Origin of the sequence: Azovibrio sp. (genome assembly GCF_049658005.1) — a bacterium.
Lineage (GTDB): Bacteria > Pseudomonadota > Gammaproteobacteria > Burkholderiales > Rhodocyclaceae > Azovibrio.
Genome location: NZ_JBASOH010000123.1, coordinates 1 through 26006 on the forward strand (window position 1 = coordinate 1; position 26006 = coordinate 26006).

At 60.0% G+C, this 26006-nt stretch carries 25 protein-coding genes; 17 read left to right on the forward strand and 8 right to left on the reverse strand.

What is annotated here, in order from left to right:
- The 5 genes from WBH99_RS11710 to WBH99_RS11730 all read right to left on the reverse strand — a co-directional run.
- The coding region (locus tag WBH99_RS11710; protein ID WP_424220276.1) for a methyl-accepting chemotaxis protein at positions 1-1662 on the reverse strand (1662 nt) is incomplete at its 3' end.
- 89 nt (positions 1663-1751) lie between these two features.
- Entirely contained in the window at positions 1752-3971 is a 2220-nt protein-coding gene (locus tag WBH99_RS11715) for a chemotaxis protein CheA (protein ID WP_424220277.1), read from the reverse strand.
- Positions 3972-3988: 17 nt separating this feature from the next.
- The gene (locus tag WBH99_RS11720) at positions 3989-4294 is read right to left on the reverse strand and encodes an STAS domain-containing protein (protein ID WP_424220278.1); all 306 of its coding nucleotides are present in this window, start codon (positions 4292-4294) and stop codon (positions 3989-3991) included.
- 9 nt (positions 4295-4303) lie between these two features.
- Positions 4304-5584: a methyl-accepting chemotaxis protein gene (locus WBH99_RS11725; protein WP_424220279.1), complete on the reverse strand. Its 1281-nt coding sequence runs from the start codon at positions 5582-5584 to the stop codon at positions 4304-4306.
- A 7-nt stretch (positions 5585-5591) separates the two neighbouring features.
- A complete protein-coding gene (locus WBH99_RS11730; RefSeq protein WP_424220280.1) occupies positions 5592-5957 on the reverse strand; it encodes a response regulator in 366 nt (121 codons plus the stop codon).
- A 372-nt stretch (positions 5958-6329) separates the two neighbouring features.
- Here WBH99_RS11730 and sucC point away from each other — a divergent pair, with 372 nt between their 5' ends.
- The 11 genes from sucC to WBH99_RS11785 all read left to right on the forward strand — a co-directional run bounded on the left by sucC (position 6330) and on the right by WBH99_RS11785 (position 19202).
- Entirely contained in the window at positions 6330-7538 is a 1209-nt protein-coding gene (gene sucC / locus WBH99_RS11735) for an ADP-forming succinate--CoA ligase subunit beta (protein ID WP_424220281.1), read from the forward strand.
- An 11-nt stretch (positions 7539-7549) separates the two neighbouring features.
- Positions 7550-8443, forward strand: coding sequence for a succinate--CoA ligase subunit alpha (gene sucD, locus WBH99_RS11740; RefSeq protein ID WP_424220282.1), 894 nt, complete (start codon positions 7550-7552; stop codon positions 8441-8443).
- Between the two features lie 142 nt (positions 8444-8585).
- Positions 8586-9467, forward strand: coding sequence for a CZB domain-containing protein (locus tag WBH99_RS11745; RefSeq protein ID WP_424220283.1), 882 nt, complete (start codon positions 8586-8588; stop codon positions 9465-9467).
- The gene (locus tag WBH99_RS11750; RefSeq protein ID WP_424220284.1) at positions 9464-9616 is read left to right on the forward strand and encodes a hypothetical protein; all 153 of its coding nucleotides are present in this window, start codon (positions 9464-9466) and stop codon (positions 9614-9616) included. Before WBH99_RS11745 ends, WBH99_RS11750 begins: the two co-directional genes overlap by 4 nt.
- 9 nt (positions 9617-9625) lie before the next feature.
- Positions 9626-10426 carry a Stp1/IreP family PP2C-type Ser/Thr phosphatase gene (locus tag WBH99_RS11755; RefSeq protein WP_424220285.1) on the forward strand — a complete coding sequence of 267 codons (801 nt, stop codon included), beginning with the start codon at positions 9626-9628 and terminating at the stop codon, positions 10424-10426.
- 13 nt (positions 10427-10439) lie between these two features.
- A complete protein-coding gene (locus WBH99_RS11760) occupies positions 10440-11159 on the forward strand; it encodes an FHA domain-containing protein (RefSeq protein ID WP_424220286.1) in 720 nt (239 codons plus the stop codon).
- 14 nt (positions 11160-11173) lie between these two features.
- A complete protein-coding gene (locus WBH99_RS11765) occupies positions 11174-13396 on the forward strand; it encodes a CHASE2 domain-containing protein (protein ID WP_424220287.1) in 2223 nt (740 codons plus the stop codon).
- 6 nt (positions 13397-13402) lie between these two features.
- Positions 13403-14179 (forward strand): MBL fold metallo-hydrolase, encoded by a 777-nt coding sequence (locus tag WBH99_RS11770; RefSeq protein WP_424220288.1) that lies wholly within the window; start codon positions 13403-13405, stop codon positions 14177-14179.
- Between the two features lies 1 nt (position 14180).
- Entirely contained in the window at positions 14181-15239 is a 1059-nt protein-coding gene (locus tag WBH99_RS11775; protein ID WP_424220289.1) for a cyclic nucleotide-binding domain-containing protein, read from the forward strand.
- A gap of 4 nt (positions 15240-15243) precedes the next feature.
- Positions 15244-17604: an ATPase, T2SS/T4P/T4SS family gene (locus WBH99_RS11780; protein WP_424220290.1), complete on the forward strand. Its 2361-nt coding sequence runs from the start codon at positions 15244-15246 to the stop codon at positions 17602-17604.
- A gap of 11 nt (positions 17605-17615) precedes the next feature.
- Positions 17616-19202, forward strand: coding sequence for an HD domain-containing phosphohydrolase (locus WBH99_RS11785; protein WP_424220291.1), 1587 nt, complete (start codon positions 17616-17618; stop codon positions 19200-19202).
- 57 nt (positions 19203-19259) lie between these two features.
- Here the strand turns inward: WBH99_RS11785 and WBH99_RS11790 are convergent, their stop codons facing one another.
- A complete protein-coding gene (locus WBH99_RS11790; protein ID WP_424220292.1) occupies positions 19260-19715 on the reverse strand; it encodes a SixA phosphatase family protein in 456 nt (151 codons plus the stop codon).
- A 53-nt stretch (positions 19716-19768) separates the two neighbouring features.
- Positions 19769-20368 (reverse strand): inorganic triphosphatase, encoded by a 600-nt coding sequence (locus WBH99_RS11795; RefSeq protein ID WP_424220293.1) that lies wholly within the window; start codon positions 20366-20368, stop codon positions 19769-19771.
- A gap of 132 nt (positions 20369-20500) precedes the next feature.
- On the opposite strand from WBH99_RS11795, the gene rplM reads away from it, so the two are divergent.
- The 5 genes from rplM (at position 20501) to erpA (ending at position 23060) form a co-directional block, all read left to right on the forward strand.
- Complete coding sequence (gene rplM / locus WBH99_RS11800) at positions 20501-20929, forward strand: 50S ribosomal protein L13 (protein WP_424220299.1); 429 nt, start codon at positions 20501-20503, stop codon at positions 20927-20929.
- A gap of 10 nt (positions 20930-20939) precedes the next feature.
- Positions 20940-21332, forward strand: a complete 393-nt coding sequence (rpsI, locus tag WBH99_RS11805) for a 30S ribosomal protein S9 (RefSeq protein ID WP_424220294.1) — start codon at positions 20940-20942, stop codon at positions 21330-21332.
- A gap of 142 nt (positions 21333-21474) precedes the next feature.
- On the forward strand, positions 21475-22203 hold the full coding sequence (locus WBH99_RS11810) for a DUF6776 family protein (protein WP_424220295.1): 729 nt from the start codon (positions 21475-21477) through the stop codon (positions 22201-22203).
- A 9-nt stretch (positions 22204-22212) separates the two neighbouring features.
- Positions 22213-22629: a bactofilin family protein gene (locus tag WBH99_RS11815; RefSeq protein WP_424220296.1), complete on the forward strand. Its 417-nt coding sequence runs from the start codon at positions 22213-22215 to the stop codon at positions 22627-22629.
- A gap of 77 nt (positions 22630-22706) precedes the next feature.
- On the forward strand, positions 22707-23060 hold the full coding sequence (erpA, locus tag WBH99_RS11820) for an iron-sulfur cluster insertion protein ErpA (protein WP_424220300.1): 354 nt from the start codon (positions 22707-22709) through the stop codon (positions 23058-23060).
- Positions 23061-23122: 62 nt separating this feature from the next.
- Here the strand turns inward: erpA and WBH99_RS11825 are convergent, their stop codons facing one another.
- Positions 23123-24436 carry a M23 family metallopeptidase gene (locus WBH99_RS11825; protein ID WP_424220297.1) on the reverse strand — a complete coding sequence of 438 codons (1314 nt, stop codon included), beginning with the start codon at positions 24434-24436 and terminating at the stop codon, positions 23123-23125.
- A gap of 84 nt (positions 24437-24520) precedes the next feature.
- On the opposite strand from WBH99_RS11825, the gene tyrS reads away from it, so the two are divergent.
- Entirely contained in the window at positions 24521-25723 is a 1203-nt protein-coding gene (tyrS, locus tag WBH99_RS11830) for a tyrosine--tRNA ligase (protein WP_424220298.1), read from the forward strand.
- The last annotated feature ends 283 nt before the right edge of the window (positions 25724-26006 follow it).

Sequence of the window (26006 nt, forward strand, 5' to 3'; positions counted from 1 at the left end):
GGCCTGGCTCAACTGGCTCATGGCGTTGTTGATCTGGGCGACGCCGGAGGACTGTTCCTGGGAGGCGGAGGCGATTTCCTGCACCAGGTCGGAAGTCTTGTTGATGGACGGCACGATCTCGTCGAGCAGTTTGCCGGCCTTCTCGGCTGTGCCCACGGTGTTGCCGGCCAGTTCGCCGATTTCCTGGGCCGCCACCTGGGAGCGTTCGGCCAGTTCGCGCACTGCGGCCGCCACCACGGCAAAGCCCTTGCCGTGTTCGCTCGCCCGGGCCGCCTCGATGGCGGCATTCAGGGCAAGCAGATTGGTCTGGTAGGCGATGTCGTCGATGATGCCGATCTTTTCGGCAATCTTTTTCATGGCGCCAACCGTCTCGGCCACGGCCTTGCCACCCTCGGTGGCTTCCTTGGCCGCCTTGGCCGCCGTACTGTCAGTGACCTTGGCGTTTTCCGCATTCTGGTTGATGGACGCGGACATTTCTTCCACCGAAGCCGAAGACTCCTCCACCGAAGCGGCCTGTTCGGAAGAAGACTGGGACAGGGACTGGGCGGTGGCGGAAACCTGGCCGGCAGCGTTGGTCAGGGTGTCGGCGGCGGTCTTGACCTGGGAGACGGTGTCGTAGAGGCGGGCGACGGTGTTGTTGACCGCGTCCTTGAGCACCAGGAAGTCACCCTGGTACTGGGCGGAGATGCTCTGGGTCAGGTCTCCCTGATCCAGGGCGGTCAGGATGCGTTTCACTTCGTCGATGGGGCCGATCACGGCATCGAGGGTGGCATTCACCCCTTCGATGATCTTCTTGTAATCGCCCTTGTGCTTGTCCGCATCGGCCCGGGTGGACAACCGCCCTTCCACGGCGGCCCTGACCAGCATGTTGGTATCGTTGATCATGGCCTGGACCGCTTGCTGAACGGATTCCACGGCGCGCAGCGCTTCACCTGCTTCATCCTTGGCGTCGGACTTGAGTTCGAAATTGAAGTCGCCGACCGCCATTTTCTTGGCGGCATCCACGACTTGCGAGATGGGCCGGGTAATGGCGCGGGCAACGAAGAACCCGATCAGGGCCGCCAGCACCGTGGCCACTACCGCCAGGGCAATGATCAGGGTCTGGGCGGTTGCCACGGTTTCCTGAGCTTTCTTGCCCTGGGCGGCGACCAGCTCGTTCTGGAAGACGATCAGTTGGTTGATCGCATCCATGTAGGCGTTCTGGGTTGTGCGCAGATCGCCAAACATCAGCTGGATTGCTTCATGGCGACTGCCGGCTTTCGCGTATTCCAGGAAGTTGTTCAGGTGAACCCGATATTCATTGCGCGCCTTGCTCATGGCGGCAAAAATTTCCTTGCCCTTGGGATGGGTCACGCTTTTTTCCAGCAGCTCCATGTTCTTGCTGATGGTGGCGGTGACACCCTCCGGGCCGGTGATCCGTTCCATTTCCTTCTTGATGGTGTCCTCGGTGAAGTCGAGCAGCATGTTGCGCGTGGCGCGGGCGGCGATATTGACATTATCGATGATGTTGTTGGCCTGGATGGTCTTCGGGAAGCGGTCGTTGACCAGGAGGTCGACGTCCTGATGCAGATCGTTCAGGCGGGTAATGCTGATGCCTGACACGACGATCAGGAACAAGAGGGTGATGGCAAAGCCGAGGCCGATCTTGGTTCTGATTTTCAAGTTTTTAAGCATGAAATGCTCCTGTGATGATTGCGGCTAAGGTTTGAGGTTTGAAGGTTTGAAGGTTTGAAGTCGTTTGAAATCTGGAATCAGTTGGGGCTGGTGCTGAGCAGGCGGTTGATGTTGCGCATGCGGTTTTCTTCGGCAGCGGCACAGCGCTGGACCAGGGCCTGCACGTCGAGGATCAGGGCGACTTCGCCACTCCCCAGAATGGTCGAGCCGCCAATGCCGCGCAGGTGCTTGAAAATGTCGCCGAGTGGTTTGATCACGGTCTGGAATTCCCCCATCAGTTGATCCACGACGATACCCGCCTTCTGGCCGGCATACTGGACCACCACCACGTTTTCCCGCACCGGATCTGCGCCCTTGATGCCGAAGGTGTCCCGCAGGCGGACGAAAGGCAGGACTTCGCCGCGCAGATTCAGGTAGTGCTGGTTGTCGGGCTGGTCTTTCAGTTCAATACATTCGACCACCGTATCTAGCGGGATGATGTAGGCTGACTTGTCGACTCCCACCAGGAAGCCGTCGATGATGGCCAGGGTCAGGGGGAGGCGGATGGTGAAGGTCGAGCCTCGTCCTTCCTGGGTGGTGACATCCACGGTGCCGCGCAGGGACTGGATGTTGCGGCGCACCACGTCCATGCCCACGCCCCGGCCGGAAAGGTTGGAGACCTTTTCCATGGTGGAGAAGCCGGGCTCGAAAATCAGATTGACGATTTCCTGGTCAGACAGGTTCTGACCCGGCTGGACGAGCCCCTTTTCGATGGCCTTGGCCAGGATGCGTTCTTTCTTGAGGCCGCCACCGTCGTCGGAGACTTCGATGACGATGCTGCCGGAATCATGATAGGCATTGAGCGCAACATGCCCTTGTACCGGCTTGCCGGCCGCCGCGCGCACAGACGCCGGTTCGATGCCGTGGTCGAGGGCGTTGCGCACCAGATGCATCAGTGGATCGCCGATTTTCTCCACCACCGACTTGTCCAGTTCCGTCTCGCCACCGGAAATCTGCAATTCGATGTTTTTTCCCAGTTCCTTGGCGACGTCACGCACGACGCGGTGGAAGCGGTTGAAGGTTTCGCCGATCTGCACCATGCGCAGTTGCAGGGCCGAATTGCGGATATCTTCCACCAGGCGGGAAAGGATGGAGGTGGCTTCCACCAGTTCGGTCTGGCCGCTGCGGGTGGCGAGCAGGTTGGTGGAGGCGCCGGAAATGACCAGTTCTCCCACGAGGTCGATCAACTTGTCGAGTTTGTCGGCCTGGACCCGGATCATGCGGGATTCCCTGGCCTTCTTTTCGCTGACCTGGGCTTGTTTATCCACGGCGGCATCGACGAGATTTTTTTGCACGACCTTTTGCTCAACCAGAATTTCTCCCAGTTGAGCCGGCGGGGTCTTGCTGTCTTCAGCGCGACCCAGGCGGGATTCCTGCTGCAGACGCAGGCCCTCCTCGAGTTCGGCCTGGGTCAGGGCGCCACAACGCACCAGGATCTCTCCCAGGCGCATGGAATCTTCCGGCAGTTCCTCGATGAGCTGCAGGTATTCCGAGAGCTTGCTGCTGGGCGGCAGGATGCGCAGCTCGCATTCGTCCCGGACGAAATCGAAGACGCGTTCGATGTCGGCCTTGCTGGCGCGGGTCTGGAAGTGGATTTCGAAACCCAGATAGCAGGATTCCGGGTCCATTTCGTCTGCATCGGGCATGGCATCGGGCAGGGTTTCCATGTCCAGGATTTCCCCCAGGCTGGCCAGGTAGCGCAGGAAGGAAAGCGGGTCCATGCCGCCGCGCAGCACATTGGGGCCGAAGCGCACGGAGATATGCCAGCCATCGGTAATCACGACCCCGCCTCCCGAAACCTCGACGGGGGACTCCTGTTCGACGACGGGCACCTGGCCGGGATCTTCCGTGACGGGAGGCGGGGCGGCTTCGGGGTTCAGGTAGGCGGCCAGTTGGCGGGTCAGGTCTTCACCCTGGGCGGCAATGTCGGCGGGCGGTTCGGCTTGGGCCGCTTCGAGCACGTCGATGAGGCGCCCCATGTGGTCGCAACAGCCCAGCAACAGGGTGGCCAGATTGGCGCTGACCGTGATTTCCCCGTTTCTGAGCTTGTCCAGCAGGTTTTCGACCTTGTGGGTGAAGGCTTCGATAAAACCGCATTCGATGACGCCCGAGGCGCCCTTGATGGTGTGGGCCGCGCGGAAGATGGCGTTGATATTGTCGGCGTCGTTGGGGTCCTGTTCCAGGCGCAACAAGCCGGCCTCCATGTCCGCTAGTTGTTCGCGGCTTTCCTGCACAAAGACGCTGGTCAGTTCATCCATGGGCTTTGCCTTTCGGATCAATGGGTTTCCTGGGCGGGGATCACCAGGGGGTCTCCCAGGTAGGCCGCCAGGTTGCAAAAGTCGATGACGGAGCGCACGGCCTGGCTATGGGCTGCGATGGTGGCCTTTTTGCCCGCTTTCTGGGCTTCGCGCTTGAGGAGGATCAGGAGTTGCAGGCCGGCGGTATCCATCTCGGATACCTGGGACAGGTCCAGTTCCACGGCATCGGCCTGGGCCAGGGTCTCCAGCAGCAGCATTTTCTGCTCCTGGGCGTGGTAGATGGTGAGGTCTTCCTGCAAGGTGATGCGCTGGCTCTCGGGCATGGCTTTTCCTTAAAAAAGTTCGACCCTGCTGCTGGGTGCGGCGTCGCTTTTCTTGACGGACGCACCGTGCTCCATGGCATCGTCGTGCGTCTGGCGTTGTTGCTCCATCACGTAACGGTGATAGATGGCAGTGAGGTGCTGGGCGATCGGGGTATAGGTGAAATCAGGGTCTTCGAAGGCCAGCAGCCGGTCGGCGAGCAGACTGGTGTGCCCGTCCAGATCATTCAGGGCGCTGGCGACCTGCTCGAGTTGTTGCCGGGTCACATCCTGAAACTGCACACTGGCCTGGGCTTCCATGAACATCCTGGCCAGCTTCGAGCTGTTGTTCTGGATGGTCGCCAGGACGCTGGCTTCGTGGCGCATCAATGCTTCATAGCCGTGACTGAGGCCCGCCAGCTGCTGGGAAAAGTCGTTGAGCAGGGCCTGTTCCTTTTCCAGGCTGCTGTTCGAGAGTTTGTCCTGAAACTGGGCTTCAATTCTTTTGATGACGGACTGGATGCCACTATTCATCTTGTTGACGGCGGCTTCGGTTTCCGAGGAAAGCTTGCGGACTTCGTCGGCCACCACCGCAAAACCGCGCCCCGCCTCGCCGGCCCGGGAGGCTTCAATGGCGGCATTCAGGGCCAGCAGGTTGGTCTGGTTGGAAATGCTCCGGATCAACTGCACGAGACTGGCGAGGGAGCGGGATTCCTGCACGACCTGGGCGACCCGCTGCTGATCCTGCCCGGTTTCTTCCATCCGCTGCTGGATATAGTGGTTCATCTTTTCGACGGTGGCGTGGTTCTGGGCGATCCGGTTTTCCGAATCCTGCACCAGGGCGGAGGATTCGCTGCTGGTGGTGGAAACGAACTGGTCCAGCTCGGTGACGACGGCGTCGATGGTGAGCAGTTTTTCCGTGATGTTGATGGCCGCCTTCTCGGTTTCCTGGGTCACCGCATGCAGCTGGGCCTTGATGATTTCGTTGAATCCATGGATGGATTTGAGTTCCCCGGCGACTTCCTCCGAAACATGGGAGAAGGTTTTCCGGCGGTGCCTTTCCTTGGCCTGGGTACGGGAAAGGCCATACATGTAGTCCCGGAAGAAGGCGAGGGAGACGATGCGCTGGGCCAGGTAGGCCACGGCGACGATCAGGACCGTGCCTACGGCATCCCCGAGGGGCGCGGCAAGGCCTGCGGCAGGGAGGAATACACGGTGAAACCAGTCGTTCAGGAAATAGACCGTCAAACCCGCCCCGCTGGCGACGATCAGGAAAACGAGCAAGGCCCGGCGGTAAAGAACGGTTATTTTCATGGGGGTCTCAGCGTACGACCAGCTTGATCGTGTTGAGCAGTTCGTCCGCGGTGGCGGGCTTGACGATCCAGCCTGACGCGCCGGCCGCCTTGGCCTCCAGCTTGCGTGCCTGCTGCGACTCCGTGGTCAGGAACAAAATGGGAACAAACTTGTAGGCTGGCAGCTTGCGCACTTCCTTGATCAGATCGATGCCATTCATGCCCGGCATGTTGAGGTCGGTGATGAGCAGGTCGATCTTGATGCCGGCCTTGAGTTTTTTCAGGGCTTCTTCTGCATTGGCGGCTTTTTCGGTGGCGTAGCCTGCTTTGGTGAGAATGTTGGAAATGCTGAGCAGGATGGTGGCTGAGTCGTCGACGAGAAATATGGTTTTCATGGATTTCGCTGTTCTGGAAACGATCGTGCGGGAAAGCTATCAGTTAAATTCCGGATCGGCAATTCCATCTGAAAGTCAGCCGGGCGGGAGGGGTTGTCGGGGGCGGCTTGCCGGCATCGAGACCAACGTCGGGGCCAACGTCGGGACCGGCTGATGGACCGATTCTAATGCACGGTTTGTTTCGTAATCATGAATCCTGGCCACGTTTTTGATTTTCCGCTTTGTGATAATATCGGCCGTTGACATTACACCTTTGACGGTGGGTGGAGGCCAGAGGTCTTTGCTGCGGCGGTTGCCGTTACAGAGGTTCCCTGGGAGTGGGTGGGAGGTTGGCTGGTGGCATCGGGGCATACCCCCGGTCCGGAAGCGGTAATGGTCCCGCCTGGTTGCTCGCAAATCAAAATCAAGCAAGGAAACCGCATGAAGATCCATGAATATCAGGCCAAGGAAATCCTGAGGAAGTTCGGTGTGAATGTTCCGCGCGGGGTGTTCTGCCCGACGGCGGAAGAAGCCGTCGCTGCGGCTGAATCCCTGGGTGGCAAGGTCTGGGTGGTGAAGGCCCAGATTCACGCCGGTGGCCGCGGCAAGGGGGGTGGCGTGAAGGTGGCCAGATCCCTCGACGAAGTGAAGCAATACGCCAGCCAGATCATGGGTATGCAACTGGTGACCCACCAGACCGGCCCCGAAGGTCAAAAAGTGCGCCGCCTGCTGGTCGAAGAAGGCGCCGACATCAAGAAGGAATACTATGTTGCGGCGCTGACCGACCGCGCCACCCAGAAGGTCGCCATGATGGCTTCTTCTGAAGGCGGCATGGATATCGAAGAAGTCGCCCACAATACTCCCGAAAAAATTCTCAAGGTCTTCGTCGATCCGCTCATCGGCCTGACCGACGCCCAGGCCAGGGAACTGGCCGTCGGCATCGGCGTGCCCGAGGCCTCCCAGGCCCAGGCCATGGACACCTTCAAGAAGCTCTATACCTGCTACATGGAAACCGACGCTTCCCTGGCCGAGATCAATCCCCTGATCCTCGAAGGCAACGGCGACATCAAGGCCCTGGACGCCAAGTTCAACTTCGATCCCAACGCCTTGTTCCGGCACCCCGAGATCGTCGCCATGCGTGACCTGGACGAGGAGGACCCCGACGAAATCGAGGCTTCCAAGTACGATCTGGCCTACATCAGCCTCGACGGCAACATCGGCTGCCTGGTGAACGGCGCCGGCCTGGCCATGGCCACCATGGACACCATCAAGCTGTTCGGCGGCGAGCCGGCCAACTTCCTGGACGTCGGCGGCGGCGCCACGACCGAGAAGGTGACCGAAGCCTTCAAGATCATGCTCAAGAACCCCAAGGTCAAGGGCATCCTGGTCAATATCTTCGGCGGCATCATGAAGTGCGACACCATCGCCGCTGGCGTGGTGGCCGCTGCCAAGGAAGTGAATCTCGCCGTGCCGCTGGTGGTGCGCATGAAGGGTACCAACGAAGATCTGGGCAAGAAGATTCTGGCCGACTCCGGTCTGCCCATCATTACTGCCGATTCCATGGCTGAAGCTGCCGCCAGAATCGTCGCCGCGGTCAAGTAAGGAGTTATTGAATGTCCATTCTGATCAACAAAGACACCAAGGTCATCACCCAGGGTATCACCGGCAAGACCGGCCAGTTCCATACTGAAAAGTGCCAGGAATACGCCAACGGCAAGAACTGCTTCGTGGCCGGGGTGAACCCCAAAAAGGCCGGCGAGAAGATTTTCGACATCCCCATCTACGCCTCCGTCAAGGAAGCCGCCACCGAAACCGGCGCTACCGTTTCCGTCATCTACGTGCCGCCCGCCGGTGCCGCCGACGCGATCTGGGAAGCTGTTGAAGCCGACCTGGACCTGGTCGTCTGCATCACCGAAGGCATCCCCGTCCGGGACATGCTGATCGTGCGCAACAAGATGAAGCACAAGGTTGCCGCGGGTGGCAAGGAGACCCTGTTGCTCGGCCCCAACTGCCCGGGCCTGATCACCCCCGACGAAATCAAGATCGGCATCATGCCCGGCCACATCCACAGGAAGGGTCGCATCGGCGTGGTTTCCCGCTCCGGCACCCTGACCTATGAAGCCGTCGCCCAGCTGACCGAAATCGGTCTGGGCCAGTCTTCTGCCGTCGGCATTGGCGGCGACCCCATCAATGGCCTGAAGCATATCGACGTGATGAGGATGTTCAACAACGATCCCGACACCGATGCCGTGATCATGATCGGTGAAATCGGGGGGCCCGATGAAGCTGAAGCGGCCATGTGGTGCAAGGCCAACATGAAGAAGCCGATCGTCGGCTTCATCGCGGGCGTCACCGCTCCGGCCGGCAAGCGCATGGGCCACGCCGGCGCCCTGATTTCCGGTGGTGCCGACACGGCGGATGCCAAGCTCGCCATCATGGAAGAATGCGGTTTCACCGTGACCCGCAATCCTTCCGAAATGGCCAAGCTGCTGAAGGCGCTGCTGTAATCCGGCAAGTGGCCCCGGACAAAAAGGGTGGTCTGGAAAGGCTGCCCTTTTTTTATTCCGGATTGTTGTGCTCATGGCATGGACAGGCCCGGACCCAGGCTTTAGAGTTGTTTCCCCGAGTGATTGTGGAGAGGAGCAAGCGATGCCATTAGGCCAGGATGACTTGATGACCCGGGCCCTGCAGGAGGGCCTGGAAGTGCTGACGCTGCAAGTGGGGCAGCAGCGGGTGGCGGTGCCCATGGTCGAGGTGGTCCATATCCTCGACGCCATCCAGGCGCGAACGCTCAAAGTGGAGAAGGCAGGCGCCGATGCCGACCCCTCGGAAGGGGATGCCGTGATCGCCTACGAAGGGGCAGCCCTGGCTTATCTGCCGCTCTGGCCCCGGCTGGGAGAAAAATCGAACACGCATGAGCTCACCTGCCTGGCGGAAACCCTGGCAGCGCGCAAGCAGGACCATCTGGACTGGATGGGGGCCCTGTCCCACTCCCTGAATCACGACGTGCCCTTCACCAAGGCCCGCAATCCGCACGAGTGCGCGTTTGGCAAGTGGTATGACAGCTTCAAGACCGATAACCGGCGCTTGCGGCTGCTGTTGTTGCAGTTCGATACGCCCCATCAACGGATTCATGCTCTGGCCGACCAGTTGCTGGAAATGAAGGCCCAAGGCCGTCTCGATGCGGCCTTGGCGATCTTTGCGGAGGAAGAGCGGAACACCCTGGCGACCCTGCTTGCCCTGTTTGACCGGACGGTGGAAACCCTGGCCCAGATTCGCCGGGAGATTGCGGTGATCGTGCGGCATCAGGGGACGCTGTATGCGCTGGGCGCGGATGGGGTGCAGGACATCCGGTTTTATCCCGCCGATACCCTGTCCTATAACGTGGCACTGCTGCAGCGCTACCGGGTGCCTACCCGCTGCTTCCTGATCGAGGCCGGGGCGGAGCCCTTGCCGGTGCTTGACTGGCAGCGTCTGACCGGTGTCGGGGCCGATGCCCGGGCCGGCGCTCAGGCCGGTGCCCAGGCATGACTTCCCGTAACGGGCTCATGCAACATGAAGCCGGGGCTCTGATTCTGGCCCTCAAACTTTCCCTGGGGGCGGCCCTGTATCCGCGCGGCCAGACGATGGCCGTTGTCCTGCGCGCCGGCATGGGCGCTGCCGCTGGAAAACAGCAATAAGGAAATGGAATGGACTTGAATGATGCACTCCAGGTTTTTGCGCTGACGGATCCGGGGTTGGTGCGTAACCATAATGAGGATGCGGTATTTGCCGACCCTGGCAAGGGCCTGGTCATTCTGGCCGATGGCATGGGGGGCTACAACGCCGGAGAGGTGGCCTCCGGCATGGCCGTCACCCTCCTGTCCGGGAGGCTGGGGGAGCCGGCGTTTCAGCGCATGCTCCCCGATGCCCTGGAGCATCCACTGCAAGAAGCGATTTTGTCCGTCAATCAGGCCATTCATCAGGCCGCGCAGTGCGAACCTCAATATGCCGGCATGGGGACGACCCTGGTGCTGGGCTTGTTTTGCGATGACCGGCTGCTGCTGGGTCATGTGGGGGATTCGCGCTGTTACCGCCTGCGGCAGGGCCATCTCGAGCGCCTGACCCGCGACCATTCGCTGCTTCAGGAGCAGATCGACAGCGGGCTGTTGAGTGAAGAGGAGGCGCGCCATTCCCGGAACCGGAATCTGGTGACCCGGGCGCTGGGGGTCGAGTCCATGGTGGAGCCTGAGTTCAATCGTTATGATGTCGAGGTGGGGGATATCTACCTGCTGTGTTCCGATGGGCTCAATGACATGGTCGAGCAGGATGATATCGCGCTGACCTTGCAGACCCTGGCGGCCAACCTGCCGCTGGCGGGGGAGCAGTTGGTCCAGTTGGCCAACGACAATGGGGGGCGGGACAATGTTTCGGTTATCCTCGTCAAGATAACAGGTCGCTTCAGGGTGCCACGCAGCGGGTGGCAGAGATTGCTGGCCTGGTTAAAGTGAGGCGCATGAGAAAATGGCAAAACTGATACTTTCGATGGATGGTCTGGTGCTCAAGGAAATCAACCTGGAGAAGGAGCGCATCACCATCGGGCGCAAACCCCACAACGATATCCAGATCGACAATCTGGCCATTTCCGGTGTGCACGCGGCGGTAGTGACCATCCTCAATGATTCTTTCCTGGAGGATCTGGACAGCACCAATGGCACCCTGGTCAATGGTCAGCCCGTCAAGAAGCATTTCCTCCGGCATAACGACGTGATCGAGCTGGGCAAGTACAAGCTCAAGTATCTGAATGACACGCCAGTGGCTGCTCAAGGCAGCGATTATGAAAAAACCATGATCATTCGCCCCGCTACCTTCAAGCCGGTGGCGCCGGATGCCGTTCCTGCCCAGGGCGACCACTCCCTCGGTTCTCAGACGCTGGCGCCCGGGGGGGAAGGGGCGCAGCCCACGCCGGCGGCCGCGCTTCCGGGGGCGGTCATCCAGATTCTCAATGGGGCCAATGCCGGCAAGGAGCTGCCCTTGGTGAAGACCCTGACCTCCCTGGGCAAGCCCGGCGTCCAGGTGGCGGTGATTGCCCGCCGTCCGCAGGGGTATTTCATCACCCACGTCGAAGGGGCCCATTTTCCTGTGGTCAATGGACATACCCTGGATGCCCAGGCCCACCCTCTCAAGGATCATGATGTGATCGAAATATCCGGGGTGAAAATGGAATTTTTCCTCAAGTCCTGAGGCCCGCCGTTTCCATGAGAGGCATCAAGGCCAGGCTGAGCCGCTACCTGCTGGGAGGGTTGCTGGTATTGCTCTTTCTCGGGCACGGCGCCCAGGTCTGGCGGATACCCCTGCTGGAGGTCCTGGATGCCTATTTCTACGATGTCCGGGTGCGGCTTTCGGCACCCGGCGGGGGGGATGACCGGGTCGCCATCATCGACCTCGATGAGCGCAGTCTCGCCGCAGAGGGGCGTTGGCCCTGGAGCCGGGACAAGGTGGCCGAACTGGTGCGGCGTCTGGTGGATGATCACGGTGTCGCCGTGCTGGGGTTTGATGTGGTCTTTGCCGAGCCGGACGAAAGTTCCGGCATCCGGGTGCTGGAGGCCCTCGCCCAGGGCAGATTGCGGGATAACCGCACCTACCAGGAAAGTTTGCGGGGTTTGCGTTCCCAGCTGGATTTTGACGGGCGTCTGGCGCAAACCCTGAAAGGCCGCCCCGTCGTCCTGGGATTTTATTTCTCGGCCCAGGAAGGCATGCCCACGACAGGTGCCTTGCCGCCGCCGGTGTTGCCGCCTGGCAGTTTTGCCGGCATTGCCACGGCGTTTACCCGCTGGCAAAGCTATGGCGCCAATCTGCCGGCCTTGCAGGCGGCGGCGGCCGGCGGCGGCCATTTCAATCCACTGGTCGATTTCGATGGGGTTTCGCGTCGCGTCCCCTTGCTGGTCGAATATCAGGGGGCTTACTACGAAGCGCTGGCCCTGGCCGTGTTACGCGCCTATTTTGGCGAGATCACCCTGCGGCCCGGTATTCCCGATCCTGCTGCCGGCATGGAGTGGCTGGATCTGGTTTCTGCGGCTGGCACTTACCGGATTCCGGTGGATGAAAGGGCGGCGGTCCTGATTCCCTACCGGGGCCCGGCGCGGAGTTTTACCTATATTTCCGCTACCGATATTCTCAAGGGGCGGGTTCCGGTCGGGCAGTTGCGGGGCCGTATTGCCCTGCTGGGCACCTCGGCGCCAGGGCTCATGGATTTGCGGGTGACGCCCGTGGGCAGCGCTTATCCCGGTGTCGAAATTCACGCCAACCTGATTGCCGGGATTCTGGATCGGAATATCCGGGAGCGGCCTCCCTATATCCTCGGGGTAGAGGTGGCGTTGCTGCTGCTGTCGGGGGGATTGCTGGCATTCCTCCTGCCGCGACTCTCGCCCTGGCCGGCTTCCTTTCTCGCCATGGGGATGCTGCTGGCGGTGATTGGCATCAATTTCAGCCTCTGGCATGGCGCCGGTCTGGTCCTGCCGCTTGCCGCGACGGTCAGCATGATCCTCTTGCTGTACGGCATGGACATGGCCTGGGGCTACTTTGTCGAAGCGCGCAGCAAGCGCCAGTTTACCGAACTGTTCGGCCAGTACGTGCCCCCTGAACTGGTGGACGAAATGGCCAGGAATCCCGAGGCCTACAGCATGGAAGGACGTAATGAGACGCTGACGGTGCTGTTCTCGGATGTGCGCAATTTCACCCATCTTTCCGAAGGCATGAACCCCAGGGAACTGGTGGCCCTGATGAATGAATATCTGGGGGCGATGACGCAGATCATCCGCCGGTATCGGGGTACGCTGGATAAATACATTGGCGATGCCATCATGGCTTTCTGGGGGGCTCCGGTCGCAAATCCGGACCATGCCCGCCATGCCGTGCTGGCGGCGCTCGAAATGCAGACCGCCCTGCGCCTTCTGGATGAACCTTTCAAAGCCCGGGGCTGGCCGCCGCTGACGATCGGCGTGGGCATCAATACCGGGGTGATGACGGTGGGCGACATGGGATCGCCCGTGCGCAAGGCTTACACGGTCATGGGCGATGCGGTGAATCTGGCGTCGCGCCTGGAGGGGCTGACCAAGGTCTATGGCGTGGGCATCATCGTCGGCGAGGCCACCCGCGCAGAGCTGCCGGACATGGCATTTCGCGAGCTGGACCGGGTGCGGGTCAAGGGCAAGGATCGTGGGGTCAGCATCTACGAGCCCCTGGGCAGCCGGGCAAGCCTGGGTCCGGAGGCCCTGTCAGCCCTGGAATCATGGCAACAGGTATTGACCCGTTATCATCAGCAGGCGTGGGATCAGGCCGAGGCACAACTCCTCAGCCTGGAAAACACGGCACCCGCCTACGCGGCCTTGTGCCGCTTGTATCGCGACCGGATTGCCCATCTGAGGCAGGATCCGCCAGGCCCGGAATGGGATGGGGTAACGACTTATCAGGCCAAATAAACCATCATGAGACTACGCATTCTGGGTTGTAGCGGCGGCATTGGCGGGCGGCACTTGCGCACGACCTCGATGCTGCTGGATCACGATGTACTGATCGATGCCGGCACCGGGGTCATGGATCTTTCCATTGCCGAACTGGCCGCCATCGACCATGTATTTCTGACGCACACCCACCTGGATCATATTGCCGCGCTGCCCTTGATGGTCGACACGGTCGGGGAAATGCGCTCCACGCCGTTGACGGTGCACGCCAGCGAAGCCGCGCTGACCATCTTGCGGCACCACATTTTCAACTGGTCGGTGTGGCCTGATTTTTCTGAAATTCCCAGTCCGGAAAACCCGGCTTTGCGCTTCCAGAGCTTCGAGCCTGGTCAGGTCAGGGACCTGGGGCAGGGGCGCCGCATCTCCCCGTTGCCGGCAGATCATACCGTGCCGGCGGTGGGGTATCTGCTCGATTCCGGCCGGGGTAGCCTGGCTTTCAGTGGCGATACCGGGGGCTGCGCTGCTTTCTGGGAGGTACTCAATGCCCGTACCGATCTCAAGGCGCTCATCATCGAATGTGCTTTTTCGAACCGGGAAAAGCGCCTGTCCGAGCTTTCCCGGCATCTGTGCCCGAGCAGCCTGATGTCGGAGCTGCAGCAATTTGCGCATGTGGATCATTGCGATATCTACATCACGCATCTCAAGCCTGGCCAGATCGAACTGACCATGGGAGAGATTGAAACCTGCCTGGGCGATTTTCGCCCGCGCATGCTGCAAAACAACTTGGTGATCGAGTTCTGAGATGGCGCAACAGGAACTGCTCCCTTATCTACGCAAGTTGCAGCCTCTGGCCAGGCTCGACGCTGAACATCTGGCGGCTCTGCTTGAAAACTGCCACGTCCGCTGCATGCCGCGCGGCGAACGTGCCGAGGCGCCGGTGCCAGGGGGGAGCGGTCTCTTGTACTTGGCCAGCGGCGAGTTGTGCCTGACTTATCCCGGGGGGACACGCGAGGTGCTGGTGGGCGGCTGTGCCAAGGGCTGCTGGCCGCTTGGACAGGCTGGCCCCTATCCCGTGCGCCTGCAAGCGATCACGGATACGCTAATGATCCAGGTGGACGGGCTGGCGCTGGATCAGTTGCTGACCTGGGGGCAGGCCCTGCATGGGGCGGGCTGGCAAACCGGGCCATGGCAAGCCCATGCCGGTCACCTGCCGGCGGCGCTGCTGACCCGGGGGGCGTTTTCCCACCTGCCAGCGGCCCACATCGGCGCGTTGCTGGCCTGCTTCGAGCCGCTGGAAGTGCCCGAAGAAACCCGGGTCGTTCAGGAGGGTGAGGCCGGCGATGCGTATTATCTGATCGAGTCGGGCCGCGTTCAGGTTGTGCGCCGGGTGGGCGGAGCCGATCTGCTGGTGGCCGAACTGGGGCCAGGCCAGGCCTTTGGCGAAGAGGCCCTGGTGTCCGGGGAAGTGCGCAATGCCACCGTCCGCATGAAAACTGCCGGGCGGCTGCTGCGGCTTGCCAAGCCGGATTTCATTCGCCTGCTCAAGGCGCCCTTGCTCAAGTCCGTGACTTTCCCTGAAGCCAGGCAACTGATTGAAGCGGGGGGGCGCTGGCTGGATGTACGTTACCCTGCTGAATACACGCTGGATGGTCTGCCGGGCGCCCTGAACATGCCCCTCGACGAAATCCGCAATGCCTTTACGCTGCTTCCCCGCGAGCAGACCTACATCACCTACTGCCGCTCCGGGCGCCGTAGCGCAACGGCTGCCTTTTTGCTCGCCCAGCAGGGTTTTGATGCCCGCTGGCTCGAGGGAGGGCTGCCGCAAACAGCTCCGGACCCGTGGATCAGGAAACCCGAGTAACGCCATGAATGCCACTTCTTCCCCGGAAACCCCTGTTGGTAGCCATGTCGCCCGGCGTCTGATATTTCTCAAGGACCTGCAGAGCGTGACGAATCGGATTCACGCCACGCATGACCTTGACGAATTGATGCTGGATCTACCCCAGGACATCTGCAAGCTGTTCAATGCGGACCGGCTCACCCTCTATGTGCTGGCCGACGCCGGCCAGAGCATCGTCTCGCGTGTCAAGACCGGTCTTCACTCCACCAAAGACCTGAAGCTTCCTGTGGGCGACCAGAGCATTGCCGGCTATGTGGCCGCCAACAGGAAAACCGTGAATATCCGCGACGTTTATGACGATGAGGAACTGAGCCAGTACAGCCCGCACCTGCAGTTTCTCAAGGAAGTGGACCGCCGCACCGGCTACCGTTCCAGACAGATGCTGGTGAGTCCCATCCTGGATGGGGCGGGAGAATTGCTGGGGGTGGTGCAGTTGATCAACAGCAAGGACGATCAACCCTTTCCTGCCTGGGCGGAAGAGGGGGTCAAGGAGCTCTCCGCGACCCTGGCGGTGGCCCTGACCCAGCGTCAGCGAGGTCCTCAGGCCCCCCGGTCCCGCTACGATGGTCTGGTCAGTGCCGGGATCCTGGCCGCCTCGGAACTGGAAGACGCCCACAAGCGCGCCCGGGAGCATGAGATGGACCTGGAATCGGTGTTGATCCAGCATTTCAAGGTCAAGCCCCAAGCCATTGGTGAATCCCTCGCGGAGTTTTTCCGGACGTCCTACGAACCGTTCAAGCCCGGGCGCATCAAGCCGGTCGACCTCCTCAGGAATCTGAAGCGGGACTATCTGGAAGAAAGTGGCTGGGTGCCGGTCGAGGAAAGCCCGGAGGGGGTGGTGGTGCTGTCCCCCGATCCGGAGCGGGTCAAGAATGCCAGGGTGGTCAATAACATTTATCCCAAGAAAAAAATCATCTACCGGGTGACCACCCATCAGGAATTCCAGCAGGTCATGGACCAGTTTTTTGGCGCCCTGTCGGACCTGGGCAGCATCGGGGAAATGCTCTCCGACATGGGAGACGACGAAACCGCCGGCGAGGGCGGCGGCGATGATGTTTCGGCAGCAGCAGACAATGAACTCGTGCGGCTGGTCAACAAGATCATTGTGGATGCCTGTCAGCAAGGCGCCTCTGATATTCATGTCGAACCTCGGCCAGGCAAGGAAAAAACCCTGATCCGTTTTCGCAAGGACGGCTCGCTTGCCCCATACATTGAAATCCCGGCCTCCTTCCGCGCCGCCATGGTCACCCGCATCAAGATCATGTGCGACCTGGATATTTCCGAAAAGCGCCGACCTCAGGATGGCAAGATCAAGTTCAAGAAATATGGCCCCCTGGATATCGAATTGCGGGTGGCCACCATCCCCACCGCTGGCGGCCTGGAAGATGTGGTGATGCGCATCCTTGCCGCGGGTGAGCCTATTCCTCTGGCACAACTGGGACTGTCCAGCAACAATTACCGGAATCTCATCCGCTGCGTCGAAAAGCCCTACGGACTGTTCTTCGTCTGTGGCCCTACCGGCTCCGGCAAGACCACCACCCTGCACTCGATCCTCGGGTATCTGAACAAGCCGGACACCAAGATCTGGACCGCCGAAGACCCGGTGGAAATCACCCAGAAGGGGCTGCGCCAGGTGCAGATCAACAAGAAGGCCGGCCTGGACTTTGCCACCATCATGCGCGCCTTCCTGCGTGCCGATCCGGACATCATCATGGTGGGGGAAATGCGGGACGCCGAGACGACCAGTATCGGCATCGAGGCTTCCCTCACCGGCCATCTGGTGTTGGCCACCCTGCACACCAACTCCGCCCCCGAGTCCATCATCCGCCTGCTCGACATGGGCATGGATCCCTTCAACTTCGCGGATGCGATGCTGGGCATCCTCGCCCAGCGCCTGGGCAAGCGCCTGTGCAAGGAATGCCGGAGCGCCTATACCCCGGATGAGGCTGAAATCGAACATCTCCTGGACGAATACTGTGACGAACTCCGCAATACGGATGGCTGGCGCCAGAACCCCCAGGCCGCCCGGGAAGCCATTCGTCAGGAGTGGCAGAAAAACTGGTTCAAGGATGGCAAGCTGACGCTCTACAAAGCCCGGGGCTGCCCTGCTTGCAGCGACACCGGCTACAAGGGCCGGGTCGGCTTGCACGAGCTTCTGGTGGGGACCGATCCAGTCAAGAAACTCATCCAGGAAAAGGCCCGGGTTGCGGAAGTCCTGGCGTGTGCCTTGAATGAAGGCATGCGCACCCTGAAAATGGATGGTATCGAAAAGGTGCTGCAAGGCATCACCGATCTCATCCAGGTGCGGGCCGTCTGCATCAAGTGATGGAGGCTGTCATGGATACGTCCGACGATTTATTCCGCCGTCTGGAGCAGCTGAATGATATTGGCGCCTCCCTTTCCAGCGAGCGCAACCTGGAGCGGCTGCTGGAAAAAATCCTGCTGGCGGCCAAGGCCATCACCCGGGCCGAAGGGGGGACCCTGTACCGGGTCGGTGAAGATCGCCAGCGGCTCGAATTCGCCATTGTCAGGAATGACAGCCTGGGTATTGCCTTCGGTGGGGCCTCGGGCCAGCCCCTTTCCGACAAGTTTCACGATCTGCCGCTTTACACCACAGCGGGCCAGCCCAACAACTGCATGGTCGCCGCCTATGCCGCCTTGCATGCCTGCACCGTCAATATCGCCGATGCTTATGATGTGGAGGGTTTTGATTTTTCCGGCACCCGCCGCTTTGATGAAAGTACCGGCTACCGCTCCAGATCGTTCCTGACCGTCCCCATGAAAAATCATGAGGGCGAGGTGATTGCCGTGCTGCAGCTCATCAATGCCATGAACGGACCGGGCCGTACGGTGGGCGTTTTTACCGCTGGCGATCAACGTCTGGCGGAATCCCTGTCTTCCCAGGCGGCGGTGGCGCTCACCAATCGCCAACTGGTGCAGCAGCTGGAAACTCTGTTCGAATCCTTCATCAAACTCATCAATATCGCGATCGACGAAAAATCCCCCTATACCGGGGGGCACTGCCAGCGGGTGCCAGAGCTCACCATGATGCTGGCCGAGGCGGCCGACCAGGCCACGGCAGGACCGCTCAAAGACTTTCACCTCACGGACCAGGACCGCTACGAACTCAAGATCGCGGCCCTGCTACACGATTGTGGCAAGGTCACCACGCCGGTGCATGTGGTGGACAAGGCCACCAAACTGCAGACCCTGTTCGACCGCATCCACCTCATCGACACCCGCTTTGAAGTCTTGAAACGGGATGCCGAGATTGCCATGCTGCGCGCCATCGAGGCGGGGGCGGATAGCGCCGCGCAACAGGCCGGCTTTGCGGCCCGTTGCCAGCAACTGGAGGAGGACCGGGCGTTTTTGCGGCGCGCCAATATTGGCGGCGAACGCATGCGCGATGAAGACATTGTCCGGGTGCGGGAAATTGCCCGTCATTACCGCTGGCGCAACCCGGCCGGGGAGGAGGTGTCTTTCCTGAGCGCTGACGAACTGGAAAACCTCACCATCCGGGCCGGCACCCTGACTCAGTCCGAGCGGGAGATCATCAATTACCACATCGTTGCCACCATCAAGATGCTGGAAACCTTACCCTGGCCCAAACATCTGAAACGGGTGCCGGAATATGCAGGAGGGCACCACGAGCGCATGGACGGTAAAGGCTATCCCAAGGGACTGAAGCGCGAAGACATGAGCTGGCAGGCCCGCATGATGGGGATTGCCGATATCTTTGAAGCCTTGACCGCCGGCGACCGCCCCTACAAATCCGCCATGAAGCTCTCCCAGGCGCTGGCCATCATGCAGGACTTCCGTGATGGGGGCCACATCGATCCAGACTTGTTCGACGTCTTTCTACAAGCCAAAGTGCATCGACAGTATGGCGCGAGGTTTCTGCAAGCCGGGCAGGTGGATTGCTGAGGCAGGTGGGCCAGCAAAGCCGCGTCCAGGGTGGGCGGCTATTTGCAAAGGCTTGTTTCAGTGAGCCAGGTCAGCGGAGATGACGGCACGCAGCACGGTTTGGGTTTCGCCTTGGCGCACCCGGTTGGTGAACCACCAGAGCGCCCCTTTCTTGATGGTCCAGTCGGCCTCGGCGCCGGAGAGCAGCAGCGAGGCCATCTGCCCCAATGCCGGCTGGTGGCCGACAATGAGGGTGGCGCCGGCCGCATCGGGCCAGCCTGCGGTAGCGATGAGATGGGACACGCAGGCATCGGGACCTAGTTGGCGATGGGTTTCAAAGGGCAGGTCCAGCGCGGCGGCAGTCTGCTGGGCACGGACGGCCGGGCTGACCAGAATCCGCAGTTGTTTGGGCATGCGTTGATGCAGCCAGCGAGCCACTTGATGTGCCTGTTTTTCTCCCCTCTGGGTGAGGCGGCGTTGCATGTCCAGGGGCCCTTCTTCTGCTTCGGCGTGGCGCCAGAGTAATAGATCCATTTTTTGTCTCCTGTCAGGGTGCAGCATCCTAGCCAGAAAACATGACAATCAGCTTACAGGGCGTTGAGCAGCGCGAAACCTCTTGCGGCCTTGCTGGGCGCCAGAGGGGTGAGCGGGAGGCTTTGTTGCAGGTGCTGGGCCAAAGATGTCAGGCTTGCTTGCGGGCCGCTCAAAAGCTCCAGCTCGACTTCGTGAATGCTGGTTCGGCGATGCTGGGTGCGGATGTGGCCAAGATCGAGCGCCACCTCGATTTGCGCGCCTTCATGGGGAATGTGCCAGGCGGTACGAACGAAGTCGGTGCGAAAGACAAGCTCGAGTTTGTCGATTTGCTGTTCCAGCAGCGTGCGGATTTCCTGGGCTTCAATCGGAGAAAAATCCAGCTGGTCGGGGGGCATGGGATACTCCCACTCGTGTCGGCACGATAGCCCATTGCGGGCCACGTCGGCAGTCTTGACGGTCAGGAGCCAGGTCTGCCCCAGCTGCCTGCGCCGCAGGGCGATGTTTTTTTGGCGCAGAAGCTGCTCCGGGGTGTCAAGGTAGAGGTTGCGGATGCAGCGCTTGTCGGGTTGGCTGGAAGCCAGGACAGGGTGCTGTCGCAGACGGGGGGCAAAGCGGATGGGGAGTGCGAGCTTGAGTTCGATTTCCTGTGCCATGTGAAAGACCGGAGGAAGAAAGGCGCCCATCTTCTCATTTTTCGCTGTTTCATAAATAAGATTGACAGGGTGTTGATGTTTCTCGTAGAATCACGCCTCTTTGAAAATCTTGTTGGCAAAGGAACGCCGTCGATGAAAACTTTTTCCGCCAAACCACATGAGGTGACGCGCGAGTGGTTTGTGGTGGATGCCGCAGACAAGGTGCTCGGCCGCCTCGCCACCGAAATTGCACACCGCCTGCGCGGTAAACACAAAGCCATCTACACTCCCCACGTCGATACCGGCGATTTCATCGTGGTGACCAATGTGGATAAGATCCGTGTTACCGGCAACAAGGCAGAGGACAAAAAGTACTACCGTCACTCTGGTTACCCTGGTGGTATCTACGAAACCAATTTCAAGAAAATGCAGCAACGCTTCCCCGGTCGCGCCCTGGAAAAGGCCGTCAAGGGCATGCTGCCGAAGGGTCCTCTGGGCTACGCGATGCTGAAGAAGCTCAAGTGCTACGCCGGTGCCCAACATCCGCACACTGCCCAGCAGCCCAAGGCTCTGGAAATCTGAGGGGTATCAAATGGCTGTTAGCTACTACTACGGTACGGGTCGGCGCAAGAGCGCGGTAGCCCGTGTATTCATGAAGCGTGGCACTGGCGTCATTGTCGTCAATGGCAAGCCGGCCGACATTTTCTTCTCTCGTGAAACGGGCCGCATGATCGTGCGTCAGCCGCTGGAGCTGGTCAATCAGCTCGAAGGCTTCGACATCAAGGTCAATGTGAGCGGTGGCGGTGAGTCTGGTCAAGCGGGTGCGGTTCGCCATGGGATCACCCGTGCGCTGATCGAGTTCGATGCGAGCTTGAAGGGCTCTTTGTCCCGTGCGGGTTTCGTGACGCGCGATGCCCGTGAAGTGGAGCGGAAAAAAGTGGGTTTCCACAAGGCCCGTCGCCGCAAGCAGTTCTCCAAGCGCTGATTTTCAGTTGCTGCAAACAAAAAAGCCGCCCCATCAGGCGGCTTTTTTGTTTGTGTCCTTGGCGGTTATCATCCGCCTCGCTACATTCGGATCCGGTTTTCACCGATAATCCGGAAATTGCCTGAAAGGAGCCCAGAAGCCTATGCCGGTTGCCGCCGCCACCCGGAAGTTGAAGCGTTTTCGGCACCGTTTTGGCATCAGGGCGCCACGTCTGGCGGTGCGTCCTCATTTTGCCTGGTATGCCTACGCATTGGGCGGGGCCTTGGTGGCGTTGCTCCTGGTCGCCGTGCTGCTCTTGTCGAGTCATTATTTCCGCTCTTCCGGGGAACCGGATATGGAGACCTTGCAGGCGCGTCTGACACAACTGGAGGGCCAGGTGCAGCAAGGCGGGGAGGCGCTGACCAGCCAGGAGATGACGAGTAGCGCCAATCGTTCGTTGAGTGAGGAGTTGCGCATCCTGGCCGATGATCACGCCATGCTCAAAGACGATCTTGCCTATCTGCTGCGCCTGGTGCCAGTCGGGGCGCGTGAGGGCGAAGTCCGGCTCGATCGGCTGACCGTCCGTCCCGATCCCGTCGTGCCACATCGATACCGTTTTTCCGTCCTGGTGGGTTATCAGTCAGGCCGCCAGCCTCAGGCGCTTTCTGGTACTTTGCAGTTTGTCCTGACCGTCACCCGGAACGGCAAAGAGCTGCAGCTTCAGTGGCCGGAGCGGCAGCAATCTACGGCGGGCGATTATGCCGTGACAACCCGGCACTGGTTGCGCAAGGAGGGGGTGATCACACTGGCTCCTGGCGATCAGTTGAAACGCGTGGATCTCAAGCTGCTGCAAGGAAAGTCCGTGCGCGCAGCGACGGCAGTGACTTTTTAGGAGTCTTTCATGTTGTTCGCAAAAAAAAATAATGGCCCGGCGGCCAATCAGATAGACACCCTGATCGGTAGAGGAACCCGCATCGAAGGAAACATCGTCTTTTCGGGTGGGGTGCGAGTCGATGGGGAAATACTAGGACGCGTCACCGCCGAGCCGGGAGCGTCTTCTACCCTGGTCCTGAGTGAGCATGCTCGTATCGAAGGCGAGGTGACGGTGGGCCATCTGATCGTCAATGGCACCATCAACGGCCCCGTGCATGCAACGGAGTTTCTCGAAATGCAGCCCAAGGCCAGGATTTCCGGTGACGTGACCTATGCCATGATCGAAATTCAGCAAGGCGCGGTGGTGGAGGGGCGTTTGCTGCTGACGGGCAAGGAACCTGGCCTGCTGACGGGCAAGGAACCAAGCCAGGAAAAAAGCGACTAATCGTCTTGACCCTGTGTCTTGCCAGATTTGATAATCGACCCATTTTTGAGGAGTTTGATATGAGTGAAATGACTGAAATGACCGAAACGGCTGAAGAACAGAAGATGCCCCTGAATTTTACTGACAGTGCTGCAGGCAAGGTGCGCGAGCTGATCGAAGAAGAGGGAAATCCCGAGTTGAAACTGCGGGTGTTTGTGACGGGCGGCGGCTGCTCCGGGTTCCAGTATGGGTTCACCTTCGATGAGGTGAGTAACGAAGACGATACCCTGCTGGAAAAGTCCGGCGTCACGCTGCTGATTGATCCCATGAGCTATCAGTATCTGGTAGGGGCTGAAATCGACTATACCGAAGGCCTGGAGGGCTCGCAGTTCGTGATTCGTAATCCGAATGCCACTTCCACCTGCGGGTGCGGTTCTTCGTTTTCGGTTTGAACCAAGTCCGATCCAGCAAAAAAGGGGCCGCCGGCCCCTTTTTTGCTGGATCGGCGCTGCCTTCATTCGAACCGGGCGGAGGGTGCCTCCTGCAGCAATTGCAACATGGCAAGCTGTTGTCGGGCCTGGGCCCGGAAGTGTGGCTGCTGTGACGCGCTCAGGGGAACGGTCGTCGGCACGGCGATGGAAAGTGGGTTGATGGCATCGCCCTTGACGTGGAATTCATAGTGTAAATGGGGGCCGGTAGCCCAGCCGGTCTGGCCAACATAGCCAATGTGGTCTCCCTGGCTGATGCGGCTGCCTTTGCGCAAGTTGCTGGCAAAACCCTTCAGGTGGGCGTAGTAGGTTTGATAACCGCCCGCATGGGAAATGATGACAAGATTGCCATAACCTCCCTGCTTGCCGATGAAGGCTACGATGCCGTCACCGGTTGCCCGGACCCGGGTGCCGGTCGGGGCGCCATAATCGACGCCTTTATGCGCGCGCCAGGTTTTGAGGATAGGGTGCAAGCGCATGGAAAAGCCGGAAGTGACCCGCGAAAACTCCAGGGGAGAGCGCAAAAAGGCTTTTTTCCGGCTTTTTCCGTCGGCGCTGTAATAAGCCCCTTTGCCGTCCTGGTCAAAGTAGAAGGCCTGGTAAGTTTTTCCGTCGTTGACGAACTCGGCAGAAAGGATGCGGCCGCTGCGAGCCGGTTGCCCCCGGTAGTACTGCATTTCATAGACAAGGCTGAAATGGTCGCCCCGGCGCAGGTCGGTGTGGAAGTCGATGTCGCTGGAAAAAATTTCCGCCATCTGGATGGCAATGCTGTCAGGTATCCCGGCTGCATCCGTTGCGCCAAATAAGGTGCTCCGTATTTCCCCCGATTTCAAAACCTGATGGGTTTCGTATTGCAAGGGGTGTTCGCTCGCTTTCAGCTTTCCATCGCTGCGCTCGATGATCGTGACCGTCTCAGTGCCGCTCATGGGGATGTACAAGGTCACAAGTTCGCCTGATTCGGTGGTGCGTGCAGAAATCGTCCGTCCGGCGACCAGCTGGCGGTGCAGGTGCTGCGTTTCAGGAGCATTCAGGATGAAGCGCTGGGCTTCATCATCCTGGATGCCGAGGCGAGCCATCAAACTGCCGAATGTGTCGCCGCGTGCGATTTTTTCTTCCCGGAAGAAAAAATCCCCTCCCTGCTGCAAGGGGGCCTGGCTCTGCAGCGCAAGTTGTTCAACAACCTGCAACTGCCCGTCAGGCGGAGGACTGCTGACCGGGACGGCGGTGGCTGCCATCATGCTCAGTGCCGAGACGCTGCCAAGGGCGGCAATGGCCCAGCGATGATGAAACAGGCGGTCGAGGAATCGAGTGGGGTGGTTTAGAATGCGGCGCTTGATCATTGTTTCTATGGGCTGGCCGGTAAAGCTTGCGATTTTAGCAAAGCGCTGCGTCGTCCGGCCCGGAAAATGACGGAGAAATTGTAAATGTCGGATATTGAAAGCACCCTGCGCCGCATCAAGCGCGGCTGCGACGAGTTGCTGGTCGAGTCGGAGTTGCTGGAAAAGCTCAAGACAGGCCGCCCTCTGCGGGTGAAGGCCGGGTTTGATCCAACCGCACCGGATCTGCATCTTGGGCATACGGTTTTGATCAACAAGCTGCGCCATTTCCAGGAGATGGGGCATCAGATCGTGTTTCTGATCGGGGATTTCACCGGCATGATCGGCGACCCCAGCGGCAAGAATGTGACGCGCCCACCGCTCTCCCGCGAGCAGGTGCTGGAGAATGCCAGGACTTATAAAGAGCAGGTCTTCAAGATCCTCGATCCGGACAAAACGGAGGTGGTGTTCAACTCGAGCTGGTTCGAGACACTTGGGGCGTCCGGGATGATCAAGCTGGCAGCGCAGCACACGGTGGCGCGCATGCTGGAGCGGGACGATTTTTCCCGGCGCTACAACAAGGGGCAGCCGATCGCCATCCATGAATTCCTGTACCCCTTGTGCCAAGGTTACGATTCGGTGGCCATCAAGGCGGATGTGGAACTGGGAGGGACGGACCAGAAGTTCAATCTCCTGGTTGGGCGTGAACTACAAAAACATTATGGCCAGACGCCGCAATGCATACTGACGGTGCCGCTGCTGGAAGGGCTGGATGGCGTCAACAAGATGTCCAAGTCCCTGGGCAACTATGTGGGAATCTACGAGTCGCCCCAGGAAATCTTCGGCAAGTTGATGTCGATCCCGGATACGCTCATGTGGCGCTACTTTGACCTGCTTTCATTTCGCAGCGAGGCGGAAATTTCCGGCTTCAAGACCGAGGTGGAAGGCGGGCGAAACCCCCGGGACGTCAAGGTGGCGCTGGCGCAGGAAATCGTGGCGCGCTTTCATGACCAGGCCGCCGCAAAAGCGGCGTTGGTGGATTTCGAGATGCGTTTTCGCCAAGGAGCCCTGCCCGAGGTGATGAATGAATGGGTATTTCAGGCGGAATCGGCCGATGGGATTGCAGTGCTCCAGGCGCTGAAGCAGGCTGGGCTGACAGCAAGCACCTCCGAAGCGATACGCCTGGTGGCTCAGGGTGGGGTCAAGGTGGATGGCGAGAAGATCTCCGATAAAGGCCTGATGTTGCCTCGAGGATGTGTCGTCGTGCTTCAGGTCGGCAAGCGCAAGTTTGCCCGGATAAGCGTCAAGTGATTGTTTTATCGCAACCGACAATATTTCTTGGCACTGCCCGGCAAAAAAACCCTCCGCACCGGGTTGACAAGGGATTTGGGTGCTGTAGAATGCGGCCTTCGCTGATGTTGAGGCGGAACAGAAGTTCAGTTTAATCAAAGGGTTAAGCTTTATTTCCGGGGCATTGACAGGTTTTTGGGTGTGAAGTTTTTTTGACGAAGAAGTTAAAAAAGCTTGACACGAAGAAAAGGATCTGTAGAATGCGCACCTCGCTGAACGCAAAGGTGGATGGCGAGAAGGCCGC

What these genes read in the sequence shown, in the direction of transcription:
- WBH99_RS11770 (WP_424220288.1), top strand. Translation starts at nt 13,403, where the DNA reads ATGAGACTACGCATTCTGGGTTGTAGCGGCGGCATTGGCGGGCGGCAC.
- tyrS (WP_424220298.1), top strand. Translation starts at nt 24,521, where the DNA reads ATGTCGGATATTGAAAGCACCCTGCGCCGCATCAAGCGCGGCTGCGAC.
- WBH99_RS11755 (WP_424220285.1), top strand. Translation starts at nt 9,626, where the DNA reads ATGGACTTGAATGATGCACTCCAGGTTTTTGCGCTGACGGATCCGGGG.
- WBH99_RS11730 (WP_424220280.1), bottom strand. Translation starts at nt 5,957, where the DNA reads ATGAAAACCATATTTCTCGTCGACGACTCAGCCACCATCCTGCTCAGC.
- rpsI (WP_424220294.1), top strand. Translation starts at nt 20,940, where the DNA reads ATGGCTGTTAGCTACTACTACGGTACGGGTCGGCGCAAGAGCGCGGTA.
- WBH99_RS11760 (WP_424220286.1), top strand. Translation starts at nt 10,440, where the DNA reads ATGGCAAAACTGATACTTTCGATGGATGGTCTGGTGCTCAAGGAAATC.
- WBH99_RS11795 (WP_424220293.1), bottom strand. Translation starts at nt 20,368, where the DNA reads ATGGCACAGGAAATCGAACTCAAGCTCGCACTCCCCATCCGCTTTGCC.
- WBH99_RS11715 (WP_424220277.1), bottom strand. Translation starts at nt 3,971, where the DNA reads ATGGATGAACTGACCAGCGTCTTTGTGCAGGAAAGCCGCGAACAACTA.
- erpA (WP_424220300.1), top strand. Translation starts at nt 22,707, where the DNA reads ATGACCGAAACGGCTGAAGAACAGAAGATGCCCCTGAATTTTACTGAC.
- WBH99_RS11720 (WP_424220278.1), bottom strand. Translation starts at nt 4,294, where the DNA reads ATGCCCGAGAGCCAGCGCATCACCTTGCAGGAAGACCTCACCATCTAC.
- WBH99_RS11815 (WP_424220296.1), top strand. Translation starts at nt 22,213, where the DNA reads ATGTTGTTCGCAAAAAAAAATAATGGCCCGGCGGCCAATCAGATAGAC.
- WBH99_RS11765 (WP_424220287.1), top strand. Translation starts at nt 11,174, where the DNA reads ATGAGAGGCATCAAGGCCAGGCTGAGCCGCTACCTGCTGGGAGGGTTG.
- WBH99_RS11725 (WP_424220279.1), bottom strand. Translation starts at nt 5,584, where the DNA reads ATGAAAATAACCGTTCTTTACCGCCGGGCCTTGCTCGTTTTCCTGATC.
- WBH99_RS11775 (WP_424220289.1), top strand. Translation starts at nt 14,181, where the DNA reads ATGGCGCAACAGGAACTGCTCCCTTATCTACGCAAGTTGCAGCCTCTG.
- WBH99_RS11790 (WP_424220292.1), bottom strand. Translation starts at nt 19,715, where the DNA reads ATGGATCTATTACTCTGGCGCCACGCCGAAGCAGAAGAAGGGCCCCTG.
- WBH99_RS11810 (WP_424220295.1), top strand. Translation starts at nt 21,475, where the DNA reads ATGCCGGTTGCCGCCGCCACCCGGAAGTTGAAGCGTTTTCGGCACCGT.
- sucC (WP_424220281.1), top strand. Translation starts at nt 6,330, where the DNA reads ATGGTCCCGCCTGGTTGCTCGCAAATCAAAATCAAGCAAGGAAACCGC.
- rplM (WP_424220299.1), top strand. Translation starts at nt 20,501, where the DNA reads ATGAAAACTTTTTCCGCCAAACCACATGAGGTGACGCGCGAGTGGTTT.
- WBH99_RS11825 (WP_424220297.1), bottom strand. Translation starts at nt 24,436, where the DNA reads ATGATCAAGCGCCGCATTCTAAACCACCCCACTCGATTCCTCGACCGC.
- sucD (WP_424220282.1), top strand. Translation starts at nt 7,550, where the DNA reads ATGTCCATTCTGATCAACAAAGACACCAAGGTCATCACCCAGGGTATC.
- WBH99_RS11750 (WP_424220284.1), top strand. Translation starts at nt 9,464, where the DNA reads ATGACTTCCCGTAACGGGCTCATGCAACATGAAGCCGGGGCTCTGATT.
- WBH99_RS11785 (WP_424220291.1), top strand. Translation starts at nt 17,616, where the DNA reads ATGGATACGTCCGACGATTTATTCCGCCGTCTGGAGCAGCTGAATGAT.
- WBH99_RS11780 (WP_424220290.1), top strand. Translation starts at nt 15,244, where the DNA reads ATGAATGCCACTTCTTCCCCGGAAACCCCTGTTGGTAGCCATGTCGCC.
- WBH99_RS11745 (WP_424220283.1), top strand. Translation starts at nt 8,586, where the DNA reads ATGCCATTAGGCCAGGATGACTTGATGACCCGGGCCCTGCAGGAGGGC.